Below are 20,597 nucleotides of genomic sequence, written 5' to 3'. Positions count from 1 at the left end.
GTAAGGGGAGATCCCCCACATTAAGGGCGGGCATTGTAGCGCTGCGGGGCAGGGAGGTAAAGTTATTGTGCCGGGTGGCGGTTTCGCCTTACCCGGCCTGGATTGACCAGCTGCTAACTAGGCAATCCTGCACGCATCCGCTTCCCAGCGATACCCCACGCCATACACCGCGCGGATAAACGACTGCTCGGCGTCCAGCGCCTCCAGCTTGCGGCGCAGGTTTTTGATGTGGCTGTCGATGGTGCGGTCGGTCACCACGCGGTAATCGTCATACAGATGGTTCAGCAGCTGTTCGCGGGAGAAGACTTTTCCCGGCTCGTGGGAGAGGGTTTTCAGCAGGCGGAACTCAGCAGGCGTCAGGTCCAGCAGCTTGCCGCGCCAGCTCGCCTGGAAGCGGCTTTCATCCACAATCAGCGGACTTTCGGCGTCCAGCACCTGAAGCTCGCGCTGCGGCCTGCAGCGGCGCAGAATGGTTTTCACGCGGGCGACCACCTCACGCGGGCTGTAGGGTTTGCAGATATAATCGTCAGCGCCGATTTCGAGCCCCAGCAGGCGGTCAATCTCTTCAATTTTGGCGGTGACCATGACGATCGGCACGTCGGAGAAGCGACGAATTTCCCGGCACAGGGTCAATCCATCAACCCCTGGCAGCATTAAATCCAGCAGGATCAGGTCCGGCGGGGTCTGGCGCACGTAGGGCAGCACCTGGTCGCCGTGGCCGATCAGTGACGGGGCATAGCTGGCCGCGCGTAAATAGTCGATCAGCAGCTGTCCCAGCTTGGGTTCGTCTTCGACGATCAAAATGCGCGGCGTGTTTTCGTCAATCGGTAACTCGGTCATACTTCTCTCGATAAATCCCGTTCCAGAGGTAACTCTACTGTAATGCTAACCCCGCCAAAAGGCGAATGGGCGGCGCGGATCGTGCCATTATGCGCCTCGACGATGTTAACGCAAATCGCCAGCCCCAGGCCGGAGCCGCCGCTGGCGCGGTTGCGGGAGCCTTCGGTGCGGTAAAAGCGCTCGAACAATTTTTCCAGCTGCGCGTCCTGCACGCCGGGGGCGGAATCGGCGAAGGTGAGGGCGAAGCGCCCGTTGTCCTGCCTGCCGGAGATATGCAGCCCGCCACCGCTGTCGGTGTAGCGCAGGCTGTTTTCCAGCAGGTTGTTGAACAGCTGCATCAGCCGATCTTTGTCGCCAAACACCACCGCGCTGTCCGGCAGGGAGAGGTCGATTTTCAGGTTGCGGCTGGCAAAGCGTTCGCGGAAGGCGCCGCTCGCCACTTCCAGCACGTTAATGACGTCTACGGGCGCCTTCTGGTAGGCCAGCGCGCCTTCGTCGGACATGGAGAGCTGGTGGAGATCGTCCACCAGCTTGGTGAGCGTGCCCACCTCCGCCTGCAGGGAAGCCACCGATTCGGGCGTAAACTGGCGCACGCCGTCCTGAATGGCTTCGAGCTCGCCGCGCAGCACCGCCAGCGGCGTACGCAGCTCGTGTGAAATGTCGGCCATAAAGTCGCGGCGCATCTGCTGGTTCTTCTCCAGGGTGCTGGCGAGCTGGTTAAAGTCCTGCGCCAGCTTGCCCAGTTCGTCCTGGCTGCGGGTATCGACGCGGGTGGTGAAATCCCCGGCGGCCAGCTTGTGCGTGCCCTCCACCAGCCGTTTCACCGGGGCGAGCAGACCGCGCGCCAGCGGGAAGGTGGCGAGCGCGGCGAGCAGCGTGGAGAGGGCGACAATCAGCCAGCTGGTCCGGCGCTGCTGGCGGTCAAAGTTGATGTCGGTGTTGCGCGTCAGGCGCTCCACCGGGGAGGCGATAACCCAGCCAACGGTGGCGTTATTCACTTTAATCGCCCGCCGGGTGCCGTCCGGCGGTATCGGCGCGCGCGGGCCAACCAGGGGGCGCATATCCTGGTCGATTACCCAGAACTGGGTGCGCCAGCCGTGCGGCGGCATGCCCGGGCCCGGACGATCGTCACCGGTATCGTGCTCCAGCGAGCGCAGGATCTGAAAAATAAAGCGATCATTGTTGCGCAGAAAACGCCAGTTGCCGTGCTGGGCGTACTGTTCACTCAGCGCATCACTTAAGCCCTGCAAACGCTGCTCATTGCCATGCTTGATGTAATCAATAAAGCCGCGCTCGAAGCTGACCCGCACCGCCCAGTGCATGGTGATCAGCAGGACGATACAGGTGGCAAAAATCGCCAGAAAGAGCTTGCCGGTAATACCCGGACGCCAGAATTTCATGAGCCACTCCTTTTGCCGCGCCTAATCACGACGTTCTTGCTGGTATCATCCGGCACGCGGGCGAAGATGAACGCGGGCAGGGCGATGATGACCGCCATGCTGAGGTAGGTATACATAAAGACCTGATGCGCCACCGGCGTGTCGACGCTGAGATGGTGCTGGCCGTACATGCCGAGCAGCAACCCCGCGATCGTCACGCCCACGCTCATGGAGAGCTGCATCACCATCGACAGCAGGCTGTTGCCGCTGCTCGCCAGATCGTCCGGCAGGTCTTTTAGCGTCAGGGTATTCATCGACGAGAAGCGCATGGAGTTGATGATCCCCTGGCAGAACAGCACCAGCGGCAGGACGTAGTACCAGCCCATCAGCGCCACGGCCATAAACAGCAGGCTGACCAGCGCCAGCCCCAGCGTGGCGGCCACCAGCACGTGACGGTAGCCAAAGCGGTTCACCACCTGCACCACCATGCGCTTCATCCCCATGCTGCCGAGCACCATTGGGATCATCATCAGGCCCGCGTGGAATGGCGAAAAGCCCATGCCAATTTGCAGAAACACGGGCGTCATAAACGGCAGCATGCCGCTGCCGACGCGTCCGGCAAAGCTGCCGAACAGCCCGAGACGGTAGGTAGGTTTTTTAAACAAGTTCAGGCTGAACAGCGCCTGGTCATTGCCGCGAGCATGCCACAAATACCCTGCAATGGTGGAAATGCCGATAACCACCAGCAACCCGAGCATCAGGGTCGAAATCCCCAGCCCCTTTTGCCCGTCGAGTGCCAGGGTAAGCGTGGCCATGCCCGCTGCCAGCAGAATAAAGCCGAAGAAATCAAAGCGCCGGGTCTGCATTTTGTAGTTCGGCATCAGCGTCAGGGTGGCCATCGCGCCGATGATGCCCACCGGCAGATTGATCAAGAAGATCCAGTGCCAGGAGGCGTACTCCACCAGCATCCCGCCGAGCGCAGGCCCAAGCAGCGGCCCCACCTGGCCGGGCAGGGTGACAAAGGTCATCGCCGCCATGTACTGCTCGCGCGGCACAATCTTCATCACCGTTAACCGCCCGACGGGCACCATCATCGCCCCGCCGATGCCCTGCAGCACGCGCGCCATGACCAGCTGGTCGAGGGTGTTGGCCTGCGCGCAAAACAGCGAGCCGGTGGTAAACAGCACGATGGCGGTAAAGAAGATATTCCGCACGCCCGCTTTATCGGCCAGCCAGCCGCTGGCGGGCAGCATCACGGCAACCGTCAGCACGTAGGAGACAATCACCATGTGCATATGCAGCGGGCTCTCCCCGAGGCTTTTCGCCATGGAGGGGAGGGCGGTGTTGACGATGGTCGTATCCAGCGACTGCATAAAGAAGCCGAAGGCGACTATCCATAATTGCCAGCGAACGTTGCTGGGAAGCTCTGTCATTTATCCTGTCACCGTAGTTCTGTTTTTACGCGAAAAGCGCAGCCGCAGGCGGTCGAAGAACAGATAGACCACCGGCGTGGTGTACAGCGTCAGCAGCTGGCTCATCACCAGGCCGCCGACAATGGTGATCCCCAGCGGCTGGCGCAGCTCTGAGCCGTCGCCGCCCGAGATCACCAGCGGCAGCGCGCCAAACAGCGCCGCCAGTGTGGTCATCATGATCGGACGAAAGCGCAGCAGGCAGGCCTGGAAGATGGCCTCTTCCGGCGAGAGGTTGCCGTTGCGCTGGGCGTCCAGCGCGAAGTCCACCATCATGATGGCGTTTTTCTTCACGATGCCGATCAGCAGCATGATCCCGATGAGTGCGATAAGGCTGAACGGCGCGCCGAACAGCTCCAGCGCCAGCAGTGCCCCCACGCCCGCTGACGGCAGCGTCGAGAGGATGGTCAGCGGGTGCACGTAGCTTTCATACAGCATGCCCAGCACAATATAGACCGTGGCGATGGCGGCCAGAATTAAAATCACCTGCGAGTTCATCGTCTCCTGGAATACCTGCGCGGTCCCGGCAAAGCTGCCGCGCACGGTGGACGGCACGCCAAGCTGGGTCATCGCGCGGTTGATCGCGTCGCTGGCCTCGGAAAGTGACGAACCGGCGGGCAGGTTAAAGGAGATGGTCGACGCCGCCGACAGCCCCTGATGGTTCACCGACAGCGGCGCGTTGGCAGGCTGCCAGCTGGCAAAGTACGAGAGCGGAATCGCCTTGCCGTCGTTGTTAATCACAAACATTTTGTCCAGGGCGCTGATGTCCTGGGTGTAGCGCGGGTCAACCTCCATCACCACCTTGTACTGGTTCATCGGCTGGTAGATGGTGGAGATCTCGCGCTGGCCGAAGGCGTTGTTCAGCAGGCTGTTGGCGGCTTCTACGTTGATGCCCAGCCGCGACATGGTTTCACGGTCGTAGGTCAGGGCCATCTCGGCGCCGTTGTCCTGCTGATCGGAGTTTACGTCCGCCAGTTGGGGCAGGGCGGCCAGCGCCTTGCGGATCTTCGGCTCCCACTCGCGCAGGGCGGCTAAATCGTCCGAGAGTAACGTGTACTGATAGCTGGCGTTCGCCTGTCGCCCGCCGACGCGGATATCCTGAACGGCCATCAAAAACAGATTGGCCCCCGGCTCTTTGGCGAGCTTCACCCGTAGGCGGTCAATCACCTGCTGGGCGGTTTCGTTGCGCTCGCCGCGCGGTTTCAGAGTAATAAACATCATCCCGCTGTTGACGCGCGACCCGCCGGTAAAGCCAGTGACGTTATCCACGGCTTTGTCTTCCCGAATGATCTTCATAAAGTCCTGCAGCTTGCCGCGCATCGCCTGGAAGGAAATGCTCTGGTCCGCCTGAATGCCGCCCATCAGCACGCCGGTATCCTGCTCCGGGAAGAAGGTTTTCGGGATGGAAATATACAGCCACACGTTGAGCACGATGGTGCCGATCAGCACCAGACCGACCAGCCTTGTGTGGTTCAGCACCCACTTCAGCGATTTGCCGTAGCCCTCCTGCATTGCCATCAGCACGCGGCCAAAGCCTTTGCGGCGCGGCTGCGAGTGCGGCTTGCTGCGCTTGAGCATCCAGCCGCACATCATTGGCGTCAGCGTCAGCGAGATAATCAGCGAGATGCCGATAGCCACCGAAAGGGTGACGGCAAATTCGCGCAGCAGCCTGCCCGGCAGCCCGCCCATCAGCAGCAGCGGCAGAAAGACCGCTACCAGCGACAGGCTCATGGAGAGTACCGTAAAGCCCACCTCGCGCGTGCCCTGCAGCGCGGCCTGCAGCGGTTTCACGCCCGCTTCCAGATGGCGGGAAATGTTTTCCAGCACCACGATGGCGTCATCCACCACGAAGCCGGTGGCAATCGTCAGGGCCATCAGCGACAGGTTGTTGAGGCTAAACCCGCACAGGTACATGGCGGCAAAGGTACCGATCAGCGAGACCGGCACGGTCACCGCCGGGATCAGCGTCGCGCGGCCGGATCGCAGGAACAGGAAGACCACCAGGATCACCAGCGCGACGGAGATCACCAGCGTTTGCTCCACCTCTTCCAGCGAGGCGCGAATGGTCGGGGAGCGATCCTGGGCAATTTGCAGATCGATTGCTGCCGGGATGGTCTCCTGCAGCTCCGGGAGACGGGCGCGAATGCTGTTCACTGTCTCGATAATGTTCGCTTCCGGCAGCTTGCGGATCATCAGCAAAATCGCCGGCTTGGCGTTGGTCATCCCGGCGTTGCGTACGTCCTGCACCGAGTCGGTGACGCTGGCCACGTCGCTTAAGCGCACCGCCGCGCCGTTGTTGTAGTGAATAATGAGCGGCTGATATTCCGCCGCGGTTTTAAGCTCGTCGTTGGTGTGGATCTGCCAGCGGTGGCTGTTGTCCTCTATCGCCCCCTGCGGTTTGCGCACGTTGGCGTTGCTGATGGCGGAGCGCACGTCGTCCAGCGACACGCCCTGGTTAAACAGCGCCTGCGGGTTTAACCCCACGCGTACCGCGGGCAGGGAACTCCCGCCGACGCTCACGTCCCCGACGCCGTTAATTTGTGAGATGGTCTGAGCCAGCTGGGTAGACGCAAAATCGTACAGCTGCCCCTGCGAATAAGTATCCGAGGTCAGCGTCAGGATCATGATCGGCGCGTCGGACGGGTTGGCCTTGCGGTAGGTCGGACGGCTCGGCATCCCGCTCGGCAGCAGGCTCTGTGCGGCATTGATGGCCGCCTGCACGTCGCGCGCCGCGCCGTTGATATCCCGGTCGAAGCTGAACTCCAGAATAATGCGCGTGCTGCCCAGCGAGCTGCTGGAGGTCATCTCGTTGACCCCCGCAATTCGCCCGAGCGAACGCTCCAGCGGCGTGGCAACGGACGAGGCCATGGTTTCCGGCGAGGCGCCCGGCAGCGAGGCGCTGACCATGATCACCGGGAAGTCCACCTGCGGCAGGGGCGCCACCGGCAGCAGCCGGAAGCCCAGCACGCCGCAGAGGGTAATGGCGAGCGAGATTAAAATCGTCGCCACCGGGCGATAAATGAAGAGGGCGAAAAACTTCACTTATGCCTCCTCTTCACGCTTCGGGAAGCGGCTTTTGGTCCACAGCGCCAGGCGGTCAAACAGCAGGTAGATCACCGGCGTGGTGAACAGCGTAAGCACCTGGCTCACCAGCAGACCGCCGACCATGCCGATACCCAGCGGACGGCGCAGCTCCGCGCCGACGCCCGTGCTGAGCATCAGCGGCAGCGCGCCCAGCAGGGCGGCCAGCGTGGTCATCAGGATGGGGCGAAAACGCAGCAGGCAGGCCTGGAAAATCGCATCGCGCGGCGACATGCCCTGCTCGCGCTCGGCGGCCAGGGCGAAGTCGATCATCATGATGGCGTTTTTCTTCACGATCCCGATGAGCAGGATGATACCGATGATGGCAATCACGTCCAGCTCGCTGCCCGCCAGCATTAATGCCAGCAGTGCCCCCACGCCCGCCGTCGGCAGGGTAGAGAGGATGGTGATCGGGTGGATAAAGCTTTCGTACAGCACGCCGAGCACGATGTACATCGCCACGACCGCCGCCACGATCAGCCAGATTGTGTTGCCCAGCGCGGCCTGGAACGCCAGGGTGCTGCCCTGGAACTGGGTCTGAATATCAGCCGGGAAGCTTACCGCTTTTTCCGCCGCCTGAATGGCCTCCACCGCTTCACCCAGAGAGTAATTGTCCGGCACGTTAAAGGAGATGGTGGTGGACGGGAACTGATCCAGATGGTTAATCGACAGCGGGGTATAGCGTTCTTCCACCGTGGCGATAGCGTTCAGCGGCACAATGCCGCCATCTTTGCTGGTCAGGCGCACCGAGTCCAGCCCCGCCAGGCCGGGCGTGTTGTCGGTGTTGTGCTCCAGCACCACGCGGTACTGGTTCGCCTGGGTGTAGATGGTGGAGATCAGACGCTGACCGAAGGCGTTGTACAGGGCGTTATCCACGTCCGCCATGGTGATGCCCAGACGGCTGGCGGCGTCGCGGTTGACGTTCACGTACGCCGCCAGCCCTTTGTCCTGCCAGTCGCTGCTGACGTCGGCGAGCTGCGGCAGGGTTTTGAGTTTATCCACCAGCTGCGGCACCCAGGTGCTGAGCGCGTCCAGCGAGGTGGCCTGCAGCGTGAACTGGTACTGCGTGCGGCTGACCTGGGTATCGATGGTCAAATCCTGAATCGGCTGCAGGTACAGCTCAACGCCCGGCACGCGGGCGACGGCGCTTTGCAGCCGCTCAATGACGGCGTTGACGCGATCGTCGCGCTCATCCAGCGGCTTAAGTTTGATCTGCAGACGCGCGCTGTTGAGCGACGGGTTGGTGCCGTCCACGCCGACGTAAGCGGTCAGGCTCTCTACCGCCGGATCCTTCATGATGATGTCAGATACCTGCTGCTGGCGCTGCGCCATATTGGCAAAAGAGACCGACTGTGGGGCCTGAAGCGTGCCCTGAATAATGCCGTTGTCCTGGATCGGGAAGAAGCCTTTCGGAATGAAAATCCACAGCATCACGCTGAGCGCCAAGGTTCCCAGCGCCACGCCGAGCGTGGCCCACGGGTGGTTAAGGACTTTCGCCAGCACGCGACCGTAGGCGGCAATAATGCGCTCGAACATGCGCTCGGAGGCGCGCGAGAAGCGGTTTTGCTTGCGCAGGGACTCATGGCTCAGCATGCGGGCGCACATCATCGGCGTCAGGGTCAGCGACACCACGGCGGAGATCAGAATGGCGACCGCCAGCGTCACGGCAAACTCGCGGAACAGACGCCCGACGATATCGCCCATAAACAGCAGCGGGATCAGCACCGCAATCAGCGAGAAGGTCAGCGAGATAATGGTAAAGCCGATTTCACCTGCGCCTTTCAGCGCGGCGGCCAGCGGTTTTTCACCTTTCTCGATATAGCGCGAGATGTTCTCGATAACGACGATAGCGTCATCCACCACGAACCCGGTGGCGATGGTGAGCGCCATCAGCGTCAGGTTGTTGATCGAAAAATCGAGGAACACCATCACCGCAAAGGTGCCGACCAGCGAGAGCGGTACGGCGACGGCGGGAATAATGGTCGCCGGAACGTTGCGCAGGAACAGATAAATGATCATCACCACCAGCGCAATCGCCAGCATCAGCTCGAACTGGGTGTCGGTGACCGACGCGCGAATGTTGGTGGTACGGTCGGAAAGCACCTTCACGCTGACCGATTTGGGCAGGCTTTCGATCAGCTGCGGCAGCATGGTGCGGATGCTGTCGGCGGTTTCGATGATGTTTGCGCCCGGCTGGCGCTGCACGTTCATCACGATCGCCTGCTGCTTGTTGGCCCAGGCCCCCAGCCAGCTGTTTTCCGCGCCTTGTTCTACGGTCGCCACGTCGCCCAGACGCACCGGCGCGCCGTTCTGGTAGGCGATAATCAGCTGACGATATTCGTCGGCGGACTGCATCTGGTCGTTCGCCGAGAGCGTGACGGCGCGGGTTGGGCCGTCCAGCGAGCCCTTCGCCGAGTTGACGTTGGCATTGCTGATGGCGCTGCGGATGGTTTCGCTGGTGAGGCCCAGCGCGGCGATGGCCTGCGCGTTAAGCTTGACGCGCACCGCCGGGCGCTGTCCGCCCGCCAGGGTGACGAGGCCGACGCCGGAGACCTGAGAAATTTTCTGCGCCACGCGCGTTTCGACCATGTCTTCGACCTGGGTCATTGGCATGGCGGAGGAGGTGACGGCCAGCGTCATGATCGGCGGATCGGCCGGGTTCACTTTGCTGTAGACCGGCGGGTTAGGCAGGTCCGACGGCAGCAGGTTGGTGGCGGCGTTAATCGCGGCCTGTACCTCCTGCTCGGCGACGTCCAGCGACAGCGTCAGCTGGAACTGCAGCGTCACGACGGACGCCCCGCCTGAACTCTGGGAGGACATCTGTTTTAGCCCCGACATCTGGCCGAACTGGCGCTCCAGCGGGGCGGTGATGGCGGACGTCACGACATCCGGGCTGGCGCCGGGATAGAGCGTCACCACCTGAATAGTGGGGTAATCCACCTCCGGCAGCGCCGAGACCGGCAGGAAGCGATAGCCGATAATCCCGGCGAGAAGGATCGCCACCATCAGCAGCGTGGTGGCGACAGGACGGAGGATAAACAGGCGTGACGGCCCACCTGTAGAGCCCGGCGGCAGCACCTGCATCAGGAGGTCGCTCCCTGTTTCGCCGGTTCCACCACTTCCACTTTGGCCCCTTCGGTCAGACGGTCAATGCCGTCGGTGACCACGCGGTCGCCTGCGGAAAGCCCGGCGCTGATGACCACCGTCTGGCTGTCCTGGATACCGGTTTTAACCAAGTGCTTGCTGACCTTATTGTCGCTGTTAAGCACCCAGACAAAGTTACCTTCGTTACCCATCTGCAGCGCAGCGGTGGGGATCACGACCGCGTTTTCTTCGGTCGCCACCAGCATGCGCGCATTGACGAACTGGTTCGGGAAGAGGGCATCGTCCTGGTTATTAAAGCGCGCCTTCAGCTTGATGGTGCCGGTGGTGGTGTCGATCTGGTTATCCAGACTGAGCAGAGACCCTTCACTCAGCTTCTGCTTGTTGGTGCGGTCCCAGGCTTCCACCACCAGGCCTTTACCGGCTTTTTGTGCCTGCATGACGGTCGCGATATCGCTTTCCGGCAGGGTAAAGACTAAATCAATCGGGTGGGTCTGGGTGATCACCACGATGCCCGTGGTATCGCCGCTGGAGATTTGGTTGCCGATATCGACCTGCTTCAGGCCGACGCGTCCGTCAATCGGCGCGGTGATGCGGCTCCAGTCCAGCTGCAGCTGGGCGCTGGCCACCGAGGCTTCATCGGCTTTGATCGTGCCCTGCGTTTCACTGACCAGCGACTGCTGGGTATCCAGCTCCTGACGGGACACCAGGTTTGTTTTCACCAGCTGCTGGTAGCGGGCTAAATCGCGCCGGGCGTTGGCGAGGGTCGCGTTGTCTTTCGCGAGCTGTCCCTGCGCCTGGGCAAGGGCGACCTTAAACTGGCTCGGGTCGATTTCCGCCAGCAGATCGCCCGCTTTGACCTGCTGACCTTCCTGGAAGTGGATCGCGATGAGCTGGCCGTCGACGCGGCTGCGCACCGTGGCGGTGTTGGCAGCGGTAATGGTCCCGAGACCGGTGAGATAGCGAGGAACGGCTCTATTCACCGCCGTCGCCGCCTGAACCGGCGCCAGCGCGCCGCCGCGCATGCCGTGACGACCTCCACCCGTGGGGCGCTGGGCCTGGCTGGTGGCGCCGGCCGGTGCGGCGGTGTTCGCGGATTGACTGTGCCAGTACCAGGCGGCGGCAAGGGCCACCACAATGATGCCAGCGGCTATTGCCCAGCGGGATTTGTTACTGCCTTTCATCGTTATACGTTCTCATCCTGAATACTTCGGGGAATGATACTAGTTTAGTCAGGCAACACAGCGGAAAAATGGAGGAAATATGGAAGACTGTCGGGAATTGTCTGAGTGTTGCCGGGTGACGCTTCGCTTACCCTGCCTACAAGGTAAATGCGGACGGCAACGGATGTTGCCGTTTTTGGTGTTTTGTGGGAGAGGGCACCAGACCGCACTACAAAAACACACGTTTTGTAGGCCGGGTAAGGCGAAGCCGCCACCCGGCACAACCGCACTAGCTAAACATCACCTGCGCCCAGCGCGCCAGACCAGCGGTAACGGAACCAAAGTCATCGCCACCCGCAACTGGAATGCCCGGCAGCTGTTCGGCCAGCGCTTTCTTAATCAGCGGTGAACGGGCGCTACCGCCGGTCAGGTAGATGACGTCCGGCTTCTCTTTGCCGTTCTCCAGCGCGAGCTGCACCTGTTCCAGAATGCGCTGCAGCGGCTGTGCGAGCGCCGTCTCCAGCCCGTCCTGCGAAATGGCGGTGGTCAGTTCGTCACTGATAAACGGCAGGGAAACCGCATGCTCAGCGCGGTCGGACAGGGCGATTTTGCTCTCTTCCGCCGTACGCACCACGCGGTAGCTGAGACGCTGACGCCACACTTTATAGAGCAGGGCGACCTTTTCGCCGTCCTGGGCATCGCGCACCAGATCGTTAAGGAAGCGGCCGTTGGCGGTGCTGTAAAAATCACTCTGCGCAGGCACGTCGTTGATGGCAATCGCGTTCCACCACGGCAGGATCGGCAGGGCGATCCCTTTTTCGGTTTGCCCCCCCATGCCGAGCAGCGGCATCAGGCTCTTGAAGGCCAGGGCGATATCGAGGTCGTTACCGCCTACCCGGCAGCCGCTGTGCCCGAGCAGGCTGTTTTCACGATCGCGACGGTGATGCCACTGCGGCCCCATCAGCAGCAGCGAGCAGTCCGTCGTGCCCCCGCCGATGTCCACGACCAGTACGCGCTTCTCTTCCGTCAGCGTGGCTTCGAAGTCCAGCCCTGCGGCAACCGGCTCATACTGGAATACCACGTCGCGGAAGCCTGCGCGGTGCGCCGCGCGCTCCAGGATCCCCTGCGCCTGCTGGTTGGCCTCGTCGCCGCCCAGCCCCTGGAAGTTGATCGGGCGGCCAATCACCGCCTGGGTAATCGCATCGGAGACCTGCGTCTGCGCCTGCTGGCGAATATGCAGCATCATCGCGCACACCAGGTCTTCAAACAGCGCGACCTGCTGCGGCTTCAGGCCGCTGGCGCCGAGGAAGGATTTTGGCGACTTAACGAAGTAGACCTCTTCGGGGTCTTCAATGTAGTGCCCGAGCGAGGCGAGGCCGAACTGCACGCTGGAGGGCGTAACGTCGATATCTTCCTCGCGGTTAAAGCTGACCGCCCGGCGCAGCAGCGCCTGGGTCTCCGCTGCCGTGGCCGGAACCTGATGGTGGCGGAACAGCCATTCGCTCACCGCTTCACGCGTCGGTGCGCAGAGCATAGACGGCAGCAGCGTGCTCTCTTTTTCCATTTTCAGGAGCCGTGGCTGCCCGTCTTGCATAATCGCAACCGAGCAGTTTGCCGTACCGTAGTCAAATCCAATAAACACGATGAATCCCCATGCCGGTGAGAAGGGGCGAGACTTTAACGAAATGTCTGCATGGCGACAACAGGAATATGAAAGCAAGGCAAAACAGGGTCTTTACGTTTATGCTGATAACACTAAAAAAGGAGCAACGATGTATACCCTCACCTGGCTTCCCCCTTATGACTGGCAGTGGATGTTTGGTTTTCTTGGCGCGCGCGCGGTAACGGGCATTGAAACCGTCACCAACGATTACTATGAGCGCAGTTTTGCCTGCGAGGGGCATCAGGGGATTTTCCGCGTGACGCCGGATATCGCCAGCCATACGCTGAGCGTGACGCTCAGCCCGGGGTTAATTCCGGTTGCGCAGGCGTGTCTTGAACGCATCGAACGCCTGTTCGATCTCCGCTGTAACCCGCAGCAAATAGCAGAAACGCTGGGCGAACTCGGTGCTGCAAGGCCAGGCTTGCGTTTACCGGGGGCGATGGATGCGTACGAGCAGGGCGTCCGGGCGATCCTCGGGCAGCTGGTGAGCGTGGCGATGGCGGCGAAGCTGGCGTCACGCGTGGTGGCGCTCTGTGGCGAACCGGTGGCGGATTGTCCGGGCTATCTCTGCTTCCCCACGCCCCAGGCGCTGGCGGCAGCGGACCCGCTGGCGCTGAAGGCGTTGGGTATGCCGCTAAAGCGCGCGGAGTCGCTGATTCATCTGGCGCAGTCGGTTATCGACGGAACGTTTCCGCTTTCCCCGCCCGCGAATACAGAAGAGGGGATGAAGGCGTTACAGCAGCGGCCGGGGATAGGGCGCTGGACGGCAAATTATCTGGCCCTGCGCGGCTGGCAGGCGAAAGATGTGTTTCTGCCGGATGATTACCTGATTAAACAGCGCTTCGCCGGAATGACGCCCGCGCAAATTCGTCGTTATGCCGAACGCTGGAAGCCGTGGCGCTCCTACGCGCTGCTGCACATCTGGTATACCGACGGCTGGGCACCGTCAGTTGATGGCGAAATAGCTGGTGTTGAGCAGAAGATCTAATGGCTGCGGCTCGGCGATGGTGTCACCAAAGATAAAATCGATGCCGATGCCGGAGAGCGTATCCATCATGATGGGCTGGTTACAGGGGCCCGCGATAGTTTTCATTCCCACACGCTGGGCGTGGCCCTGAACAATGGTCACCATCATCTCATCCATCAGATTGCCATACACGTTGGTTACCACCTCTGCATCCAGCATCAGATAGTCGGCCATATTCGCGGTCAGGTGGGTAAAGACGTTCATGTCGCGCCCCACCTGGCTGAAGATCACGCGGCAGCCCGCCTGGCGAAGCTTTTGCAGACCCCTGTGCAGGTTCTTATCCGGGTTGCACACCACATCGGCAGAGATAACCAGATGCAGCAGACGGCCCGGCATCGGGCTTTTATCCAGCAGGTCGAGCAGTTCATCGACCAGCGTCACGCTGGCTAAACCGGCCTCCGAGAGCGGCAGCGCCACGCCCATGCCTTTACTGGCGATCTGGGTGGCATAGGTGCGGAAAAACTCGCTAAAGATCCGTCTGTCGAGGGCGTGCAGAAGCTCAGGCTCCGCCAGACCCGAGCGGAAGGCATGCTCTTCCTGAACTTCGCCCTGGCTGGTCCACAGGCGTAACGACAGCAGCCAGAAATTACTGCTCTCCGGGATGCGCGGGGAGGCGACGCTGCGGGCAATCATCATCAGATGATTGTCTTTAATCATGTGCCACTGTTCATCAAGCGACATCATGCTGCGCGTGTGATGATCCCGCTCCTGCTGGGGTTCGTACACCGTCACCATGCCACGCCCGCTGTTTTTTGAGGCGTAACAGGCAATGTCCGCCTGCGACATGATCTCCGACGCCTGATGGTTATTTTCATCAATCAGCGTGATGCCGGCGCTGGCGCCGATCCGGTGCAGGCGGCCTTCCCACATAAAGTGATAGCCGTTGATGGCATGAATCAGGCGACCGGCGATATAGCGCGCGCTTTCCAGGTTGCAGTCCGGTAACAGTAACCCGAACTCGTCCCCGCCCAGACGCGCCAGCACGTCGCTGGAGCGGAGCATGGTCAACATCAGGGAAGCCAGTTCCCGCAGCAGGGCATCGCCCGCGGCGTGGCCAGCCGTGTCGTTGACGGCTTTGAAGCGATCGAGGTCGATAAACACCAGGGCATGGCGCTGGCGCGTTTCGCGAACGGTCTGCAAGAGCCGTTTGAGATGGTTTTCGAAGCTGACCCGGTTTGCCAGATGGGTCAGGGCATCGTGGGAGGCGCTGTAGCTCAGCTGGCGCAGCATTTTGCGCGACTCGGTGACGTCCTGAATGACGATCACCGAGCCAATATTCTGTCCATCCAGCGTGCTGAGCGGCGTAATGCTGTAGTGGATATCATAATTGCCGCCGGTACGGCAGTTCAGCACCACATCCTGATCGATATCGGAACGGGACATATCGCCGCTGTGAATATTCTCCATCAGCGGCCCTTTTTCACCGAAGGTAATGTGTAACACCTTCAGGATCGGCTGGCCGATAGCCTCGGTCTGCAGCCAGCCGCTCATTTTCTCCGCGACCGGGTTCATAAAGGTGACGTTCATGTTGATATCGGTGCACAGCACCGCTTCACCGATGGAGTCGAGGGTAATGTGCAGACGCTCTTTTTCCTGGAAGAGGGCCTCGTTAAGCTGCTTAACCTCGGTCATGTCCATGTTGATGCCGAGCAGCCGTTCAACTTCCCCCTGCTTATTGAGCACCCGGTTCGCCAGGGAGCGAATATGACGCACGCCTTCCTTCACGCGGATGCGGAATTCCAGCTTAAACGGCAGGCGGGAAATCAGGGAGTCCCGCAGCACCTGCTCAGCGTGGACGCGATCCTCCGGCAGCATCGTGTCGTGCCAGAGCTGCCAGGTGGGCTTGATGTGCGGCGGTATTTCATAAAGCTCAAACATCCGCTTATCCCAGCTGATAATGTCGGGTTCCAGATCCCACTCCCAGATGCCGATGCCCCCGGCTTCGTTAGCCAGCGTAATGCGCTCCATCAGGCGCTTATTGACCCATTCGGTCTGCTTCAGATCGTTAATGTCTTCAATCTGGGCAATAAAATAGAGCGGCGAGCCGTCGGCATGGCGCACCACGGAGACGGCAAGAAGCGCCCAGACCACTTCCCCGTCGCGGGTGTAATAGCGCTTCTCGAGGGAGTAGGTATTGATCTCGCCATTGACCAGCTGTTCGAGCTGCTCGAGGTCGGTATTCAGATCTTCTGGCCAGGTGAGCTGCTGGAAGGTCAGCGACTGAAGCTCCGTCTGGCTGTAGCCGAGGAAATTGCACAGCGCCTTGTTAGCCTGAAGCCATTTGCCTTCAATGCTGACCAGCGCCATGCCGATGGCGGAATATTCCATCGCGTTACGAAAGCGCTCTTCGCTTTCGGTGATATGTTTGCGTTCGGCGCGGAAGGCGTACATCACCATGGTCATCACGTTAGCGGGCAGGAGCAGCATCAGGAACGGCAGCCAGGGGGCGTTCAGCATCGGCCCGGCGTGCTGGGTGGTCAGCGCCAGAGGATTGCGGGCAATCATCAGCGACACCACCATCACGGTGACCAGAAACACCATGAACGCTTCCATCCGCGGCAGGCGCACGGCGCTCCACATCAGCAGAACGATCACGCAGGTGAAGGGCCACGGCAGCCAGGTGATGGCTGCCCAACTGAGGGCTAACGTCACGGCCAGCGTGGTCAGCGTTTCCAGCAGCAATCGCTGGTCACGGTGGCGCAGCAGATAATGCGGTTTAAATAACAGCCCCAGTGGCACCAGTGCCAGTGCGCCAATGGCTTCTGACAACACCCAGACGAAGAAATTACGCAGGGGCTCAGAGCCGGGTGCCAGCAGAGACACCAGAATGCCGCCCATCAGTGGCGGCACCAGCGCGCTGCCGATGGCCACGCGGATCCAGTCGTTCAGATTCTGCAGCGGGTTGTACCACGGGAGCCATTTACGCAGGAACAGCGCGCCGATAACGGCCTCAATGACGTTGACCGCAGGGTAGATGAGGCTGACCGACCCCCAGGAGAACAGCATCCATGAGGCCAGAATATTGCCGAACGAACAGGCCAGGGCAATGCCCGGCCACATTTTTCCGGCATGGCGGTAAAACGCCACCATCATAATGGCGGTGGGAAACCAGAGCGGGGCCAGCAGGGTGCCGAAGCGGGTGAGCTCCAGCGAAAATAAGGTAAAGATAAAGGTGACCAGGCCCAGACAGACAAGTCGTAATAAAGGATGTGGGGTGGTCACCAAAACCCGCTGGTATTGTTTATTCATTACCGCTTTATCCAGAGACGCCATGCCGTCAGGGAAGAAGATGTCCGAACGCGTGAATTTGATAATTTGGTTTATGCTAGTACAAACAATTTACAATTCATATGGTGACCGCTCAGAATTTGACAACACAGACTTATTAAATACTTACTCGGTGAAAAAAAACGGGTAAGCGGCGAAAAAATGCGCATTTAAATTTCATTCAGGGAATAACTCGTCACTTTTCGGTCAGTCTCGCAGAACCTGAGTATTCGACTGGTATCACGCCCGCGAAATCCCTATAATTGCCGCGTTTGACGCTCCGGCGTCGTCCTTCCTTTACATCCAGGTTAATCAGGTCGCTAAATTTATGACTGATAAGTCTCATCAGTGCGTCATTATAGGCATCGCCGGCGCATCGGCTTCAGGTAAAAGTCTAATTGCCAGTACGCTTTATCGCGAACTGCGTGAACAAGTAGGTGATGAGCATATCGGCGTCATTCCCGAAGACAGCTATTACAAAGATCAATCCCATCTGTCGATGGAAGAGCGCGTTAAAACGAACTACGACCACCCAAATGCGATGGATCACAGCCTGCTGTTCCAGCATTTAGAAGCGCTTAAGAGCGGCCAGGCGATCGAACTGCCCGTTTACAGTTACGTAGAACATACCCGCACCCAGGAAACGATCCGCATCGAGCCGAAAAAGGTCATTATCCTTGAAGGCATCCTGCTGCTGACCGACGCCCGCCTGCGTGAATCCATGAACTTCTCGATTTTCGTCGATACCCCGCTGGATATTTGCCTGATGCGCCGCATCAAGCGTGACGTTAATGAACGCGGCCGCTCAATGGACTCCGTGATGGCGCAATACCAGAAAACGGTCCGCCCGATGTTCCTGCAGTTTATTGAGCCCTCCAAACAATACGCCGATATCATCGTGCCGCGCGGGGGTAAAAACCGCATCGCGATCGATATCTTAAAAGCGAAAATCAGCCAGTTTTTTGAATAAGCCGCGTGAATTGTGTACCGTTCAGAGATAACCTGGTTTTACCCTGAGCGCTTACCGGCTCAGGGTACGATGCATGAAAGGAGAAAAAGGCATGCGTCTTTGTGATCGCGATATTGAAGCCTGGCTGGATGAAGGCCGTTTGTCTATTACCCCACGTCCACCTGTTGAGCGTATCAATGGGGTGACCGTCGATGTCCGGTTGGGGAATAAATTCCGCACCTTTAGCGGCCATACCGCACCGTTCATTGACCTTAGCGGACCGAAGGACGAAGTCAGCGCCGCGCTCGATCGCGTGATGAGTGACGAAATCGTAATCGAAGATGGCGAAGCCTTTTATCTGCATCCGGGTGAACTGGCGCTGGCGGTAACGTTTGAATCCGTCACCCTGCCTGCGGACCTCGTCGGCTGGCTTGACGGCCGTTCTTCGCTGGCGCGACTGGGACTGATGGTACACGTGACCGCGCACCGTATCGATCCAGGCTGGTCGGGCCGTATTGTGCTGGAATTCTTCAATGCCGGTAAATTGCCGCTGGCGCTTCGTCCGGGGATGATGATCGGCGCGTTAAGTTTTGAACCGCTGTCAGGCCCGGCAGACAGGCCGTATAACCGCCGTCAGGACGCAAAATATCGCGACCAGCAGGGTGCGGTTGCCAGCCGTATTGATAAAGACTGATCGTTAGTCCATTGAGGATGCCATGAGAAGAGTTCTGACAACGCTGATGATTTTGCTGGTGGTGCTGGTGGCTGGCCTTTCGGCGTTGGTTCTGCTGGTTAACCCTAACGACTTCCGCGCGTATATGGTGCGGCAGGTTGAGGCACGCAGTGGTTATCAACTGAAGCTGGACGGGCCGCTGCGCTGGCACGTCTGGCCGCAGCTCAGCATTCTCTCTGGCCGCATGTCGCTCACGGCGCCGGGGGCGTCCCAGCCGCTGGTGTCCGCAGACAACATGCGCCTTGATGTGGCGCTGATCCCGCTCATTTCCCATCAGCTGCAGGTGAATCAGGTGATGCTGAAAGGCGCGGTGATTCAGCTCACCCCGCAAACTGAAGCTGTCCGTGATGCCAACGCGCCGGTGGCACCGCGTGAAAATACCCTGCCTGATGAACCGTCTGATACTGGCTGGTCCTTTGATATTGGCAAACTGAAAGTGGCCGATAGCGTGCTGGTTTTCCAGCATGAGCACGAAGAGCTGGTCACCGTTCGCAACATTAATCTGCAGATGGAACAGGATGAGCACCATCTTGCATCGGTGGAATTTAGCGGGCGCGTGAACCGCGATCAGCGGGATCTGACGCTGTCGTTGAATGCTAATGTAAATGCGTCAGACTATCCGCATCAGCTCACGGCGAACATCCAGCAGCTTAACTGGCAGCTGACGGGGGCCAATCTGCCCACCCAGGGGATCGCCGGTCAGGGAACGCTGCAGGCCGTGTGGCGTGAGGAACAAAAACAGCTGGAGCTGGATAATCTCAACCTGCAGGCAAACGACAGTAGCCTTAAGGGGCAGGCGAGCGTCACCTTTGAAGAGAAGCCGAAGTGGGTGCTGAATCTGCAATTTGACAAGCTCAACCTGGAAAACCTGTTGCCACCTCTGCCAGCCAGCGCCACGGACAGCGAGGCGACGCAGACGGGGCAAAGCCAGGCGCCGGTATCACGTCCGGTTATTTCGTCGAATCTCGATCAACCTGACTATAACGCTCTGCGCGGATTCACGGCGGATATTCTGCTGAAAGCCACCAGCCTGCGCTGGCGCGGCATGGACTTTACCGACGTGAGCAGCCAGATGTTTAACCATAACGGTTTGCTGGTGATCTCCGAACTGAGCGGCAAGATGGGCGCAGGACACCTCTCACTGCCCGGCACGCTGGATGTCCGTAAAGACGTTGCCAGCGCCGAATTCCAGCCGCGTCTCGATAACGTTGAGATAGGGACCATCCTGACCGCGTTTAACTACCCGATCTCTCTGACGGGGCAGTTGACGCTCGCGGGTGATTTCTCCGGCACGAAAATTGATGCCGATGCTTTCCGCCGCGAGTGGCAGGGGCAGGCGCATCTTGATCTGAAAAACTCCCGTATGGAAGGGCTTAACTTCCAGCAGCTGGTGCAGCAGGCGGTGGAGCGCAGCAGCGATGTGAAGGCCCAGGAGAACTACGACAGTGCCACGCGCCTCGACAGCTTCACCACGGACCTGACGCTGAACAACGGACAACTCTCTCTCGACGGAATGCAGGGTACCTCTTCACTCTTATCATTAACGGGCGAGGGTAAGCTGGATCTGGTCAAAGAGACGGCGGACACGCGCTTTAACGTGCGGGTACTTTCCGGCTGGCAGGGGGAAAGCAAGCTCATTGACTTCCTGAAAGAGACGCCGGTCCCGCTGACCGTATACGGCAAATGGCAGGCCCTGAATTACAGTCTGCAGGTGGATCAGATCCTGCGTAAGCATCTGCAGGATGAAGCGAAACGTCGACTCAGCGGCTGGGCGGATCGTAATAAAGATTCACAGGACGGCAAGGATGTGAAGAAGCTGCTGGATAAGCTTTGATGCCTGTTGCGCCGGGGGGCGGCTTCGCCTTACCCGGCCTACAAAAACCGAACACCGCAGGCCGGGTGAGCGAAACGCCACCCGGCTTTT

Annotated in this window: 12 protein-coding genes; 4 read left to right on the top strand and 8 right to left on the bottom strand. The window is 60.0% G+C overall.

Going from position 1 to position 20,597, the window contains the following annotated elements:
* Window positions 1-117: 117 nt before the first annotated feature.
* The 7 genes from baeR to yegD form a co-directional block, all read right to left on the bottom strand.
* Complete coding sequence (baeR, locus tag ACOTXI_RS06310; protein WP_008500865.1) at window positions 118-840, bottom strand: two-component system response regulator BaeR; 723 nt, start codon at window positions 838-840, stop codon at window positions 118-120.
* Window positions 837-2,240: a two-component system sensor histidine kinase BaeS gene (gene baeS, locus ACOTXI_RS06305; RefSeq protein WP_021241469.1), complete on the bottom strand. Its 1,404-nt coding sequence runs from the start codon at window positions 2,238-2,240 to the stop codon at window positions 837-839. Before baeS ends, baeR begins: the two co-directional genes overlap by 4 nt.
* Window positions 2,237-3,652, bottom strand: coding sequence for an MFS transporter (locus ACOTXI_RS06300; RefSeq protein ID WP_058654334.1), 1,416 nt, complete (start codon window positions 3,650-3,652; stop codon window positions 2,237-2,239). The genes baeS and ACOTXI_RS06300 overlap by 4 nt, the downstream gene beginning before the upstream one ends.
* Window positions 3,653-6,730, bottom strand: a complete 3,078-nt coding sequence (gene mdtC, locus ACOTXI_RS06295; RefSeq protein ID WP_058654333.1) for a multidrug efflux RND transporter permease subunit MdtC — start codon at window positions 6,728-6,730, stop codon at window positions 3,653-3,655.
* Window positions 6,731-9,853, bottom strand: a complete 3,123-nt coding sequence (locus ACOTXI_RS06290; protein WP_103786729.1) for an MdtB/MuxB family multidrug efflux RND transporter permease subunit — start codon at window positions 9,851-9,853, stop codon at window positions 6,731-6,733.
* On the bottom strand, window positions 9,853-11,055 hold the full coding sequence (locus ACOTXI_RS06285; protein WP_008500860.1) for an MdtA/MuxA family multidrug efflux RND transporter periplasmic adaptor subunit: 1,203 nt from the start codon (window positions 11,053-11,055) through the stop codon (window positions 9,853-9,855). Before ACOTXI_RS06285 ends, ACOTXI_RS06290 begins: the two co-directional genes overlap by 1 nt.
* A gap of 268 nt (window positions 11,056-11,323) precedes the next feature.
* Window positions 11,324-12,676, bottom strand: coding sequence for a molecular chaperone (yegD, locus tag ACOTXI_RS06280; protein ID WP_008500859.1), 1,353 nt, complete (start codon window positions 12,674-12,676; stop codon window positions 11,324-11,326).
* Window positions 12,677-12,806: 130 nt separating this feature from the next.
* Here yegD and alkA point away from each other — a divergent pair, with 130 nt between their 5' ends.
* A complete protein-coding gene (alkA, locus tag ACOTXI_RS06275; RefSeq protein ID WP_008500857.1) occupies window positions 12,807-13,685 on the top strand; it encodes a DNA-3-methyladenine glycosylase 2 in 879 nt (292 codons plus the stop codon).
* Here alkA and ACOTXI_RS06270 read toward each other — a convergent pair.
* Window positions 13,644-16,973, bottom strand: coding sequence for a diguanylate cyclase (locus ACOTXI_RS06270; RefSeq protein WP_058654331.1), 3,330 nt, complete (start codon window positions 16,971-16,973; stop codon window positions 13,644-13,646). The two genes, alkA and ACOTXI_RS06270, sit on opposite strands and share 42 nt — an antisense overlap.
* A gap of 346 nt (window positions 16,974-17,319) precedes the next feature.
* On the opposite strand from ACOTXI_RS06270, the gene udk reads away from it, so the two are divergent.
* The 3 genes from udk (at window position 17,320) to asmA (ending at window position 20,507) form a co-directional block, all read left to right on the top strand.
* Window positions 17,320-17,961 (top strand): uridine kinase, encoded by a 642-nt coding sequence (udk, locus tag ACOTXI_RS06265; RefSeq protein WP_008500855.1) that lies wholly within the window; start codon window positions 17,320-17,322, stop codon window positions 17,959-17,961.
* Between the two features lie 91 nt (window positions 17,962-18,052).
* Complete coding sequence (gene dcd / locus ACOTXI_RS06260) at window positions 18,053-18,634, top strand: dCTP deaminase (protein WP_008500854.1); 582 nt, start codon at window positions 18,053-18,055, stop codon at window positions 18,632-18,634.
* 22 nt (window positions 18,635-18,656) lie between these two features.
* Window positions 18,657-20,507, top strand: coding sequence for an outer membrane assembly protein AsmA (gene asmA, locus ACOTXI_RS06255; protein ID WP_008500853.1), 1,851 nt, complete (start codon window positions 18,657-18,659; stop codon window positions 20,505-20,507).
* Window positions 20,508-20,597 lie beyond the last annotated feature (90 nt).

It is taken from the genome of Enterobacter cloacae complex sp. BZL2005, assembly GCF_049238885.1.
Classification (GTDB): Bacteria; Pseudomonadota; Gammaproteobacteria; order Enterobacterales; family Enterobacteriaceae; genus Enterobacter; species Enterobacter roggenkampii.
The sequence above is the reverse complement of the archived record's forward strand: the minus strand, read 5'-3'. Positions and strand labels throughout refer to the sequence as shown.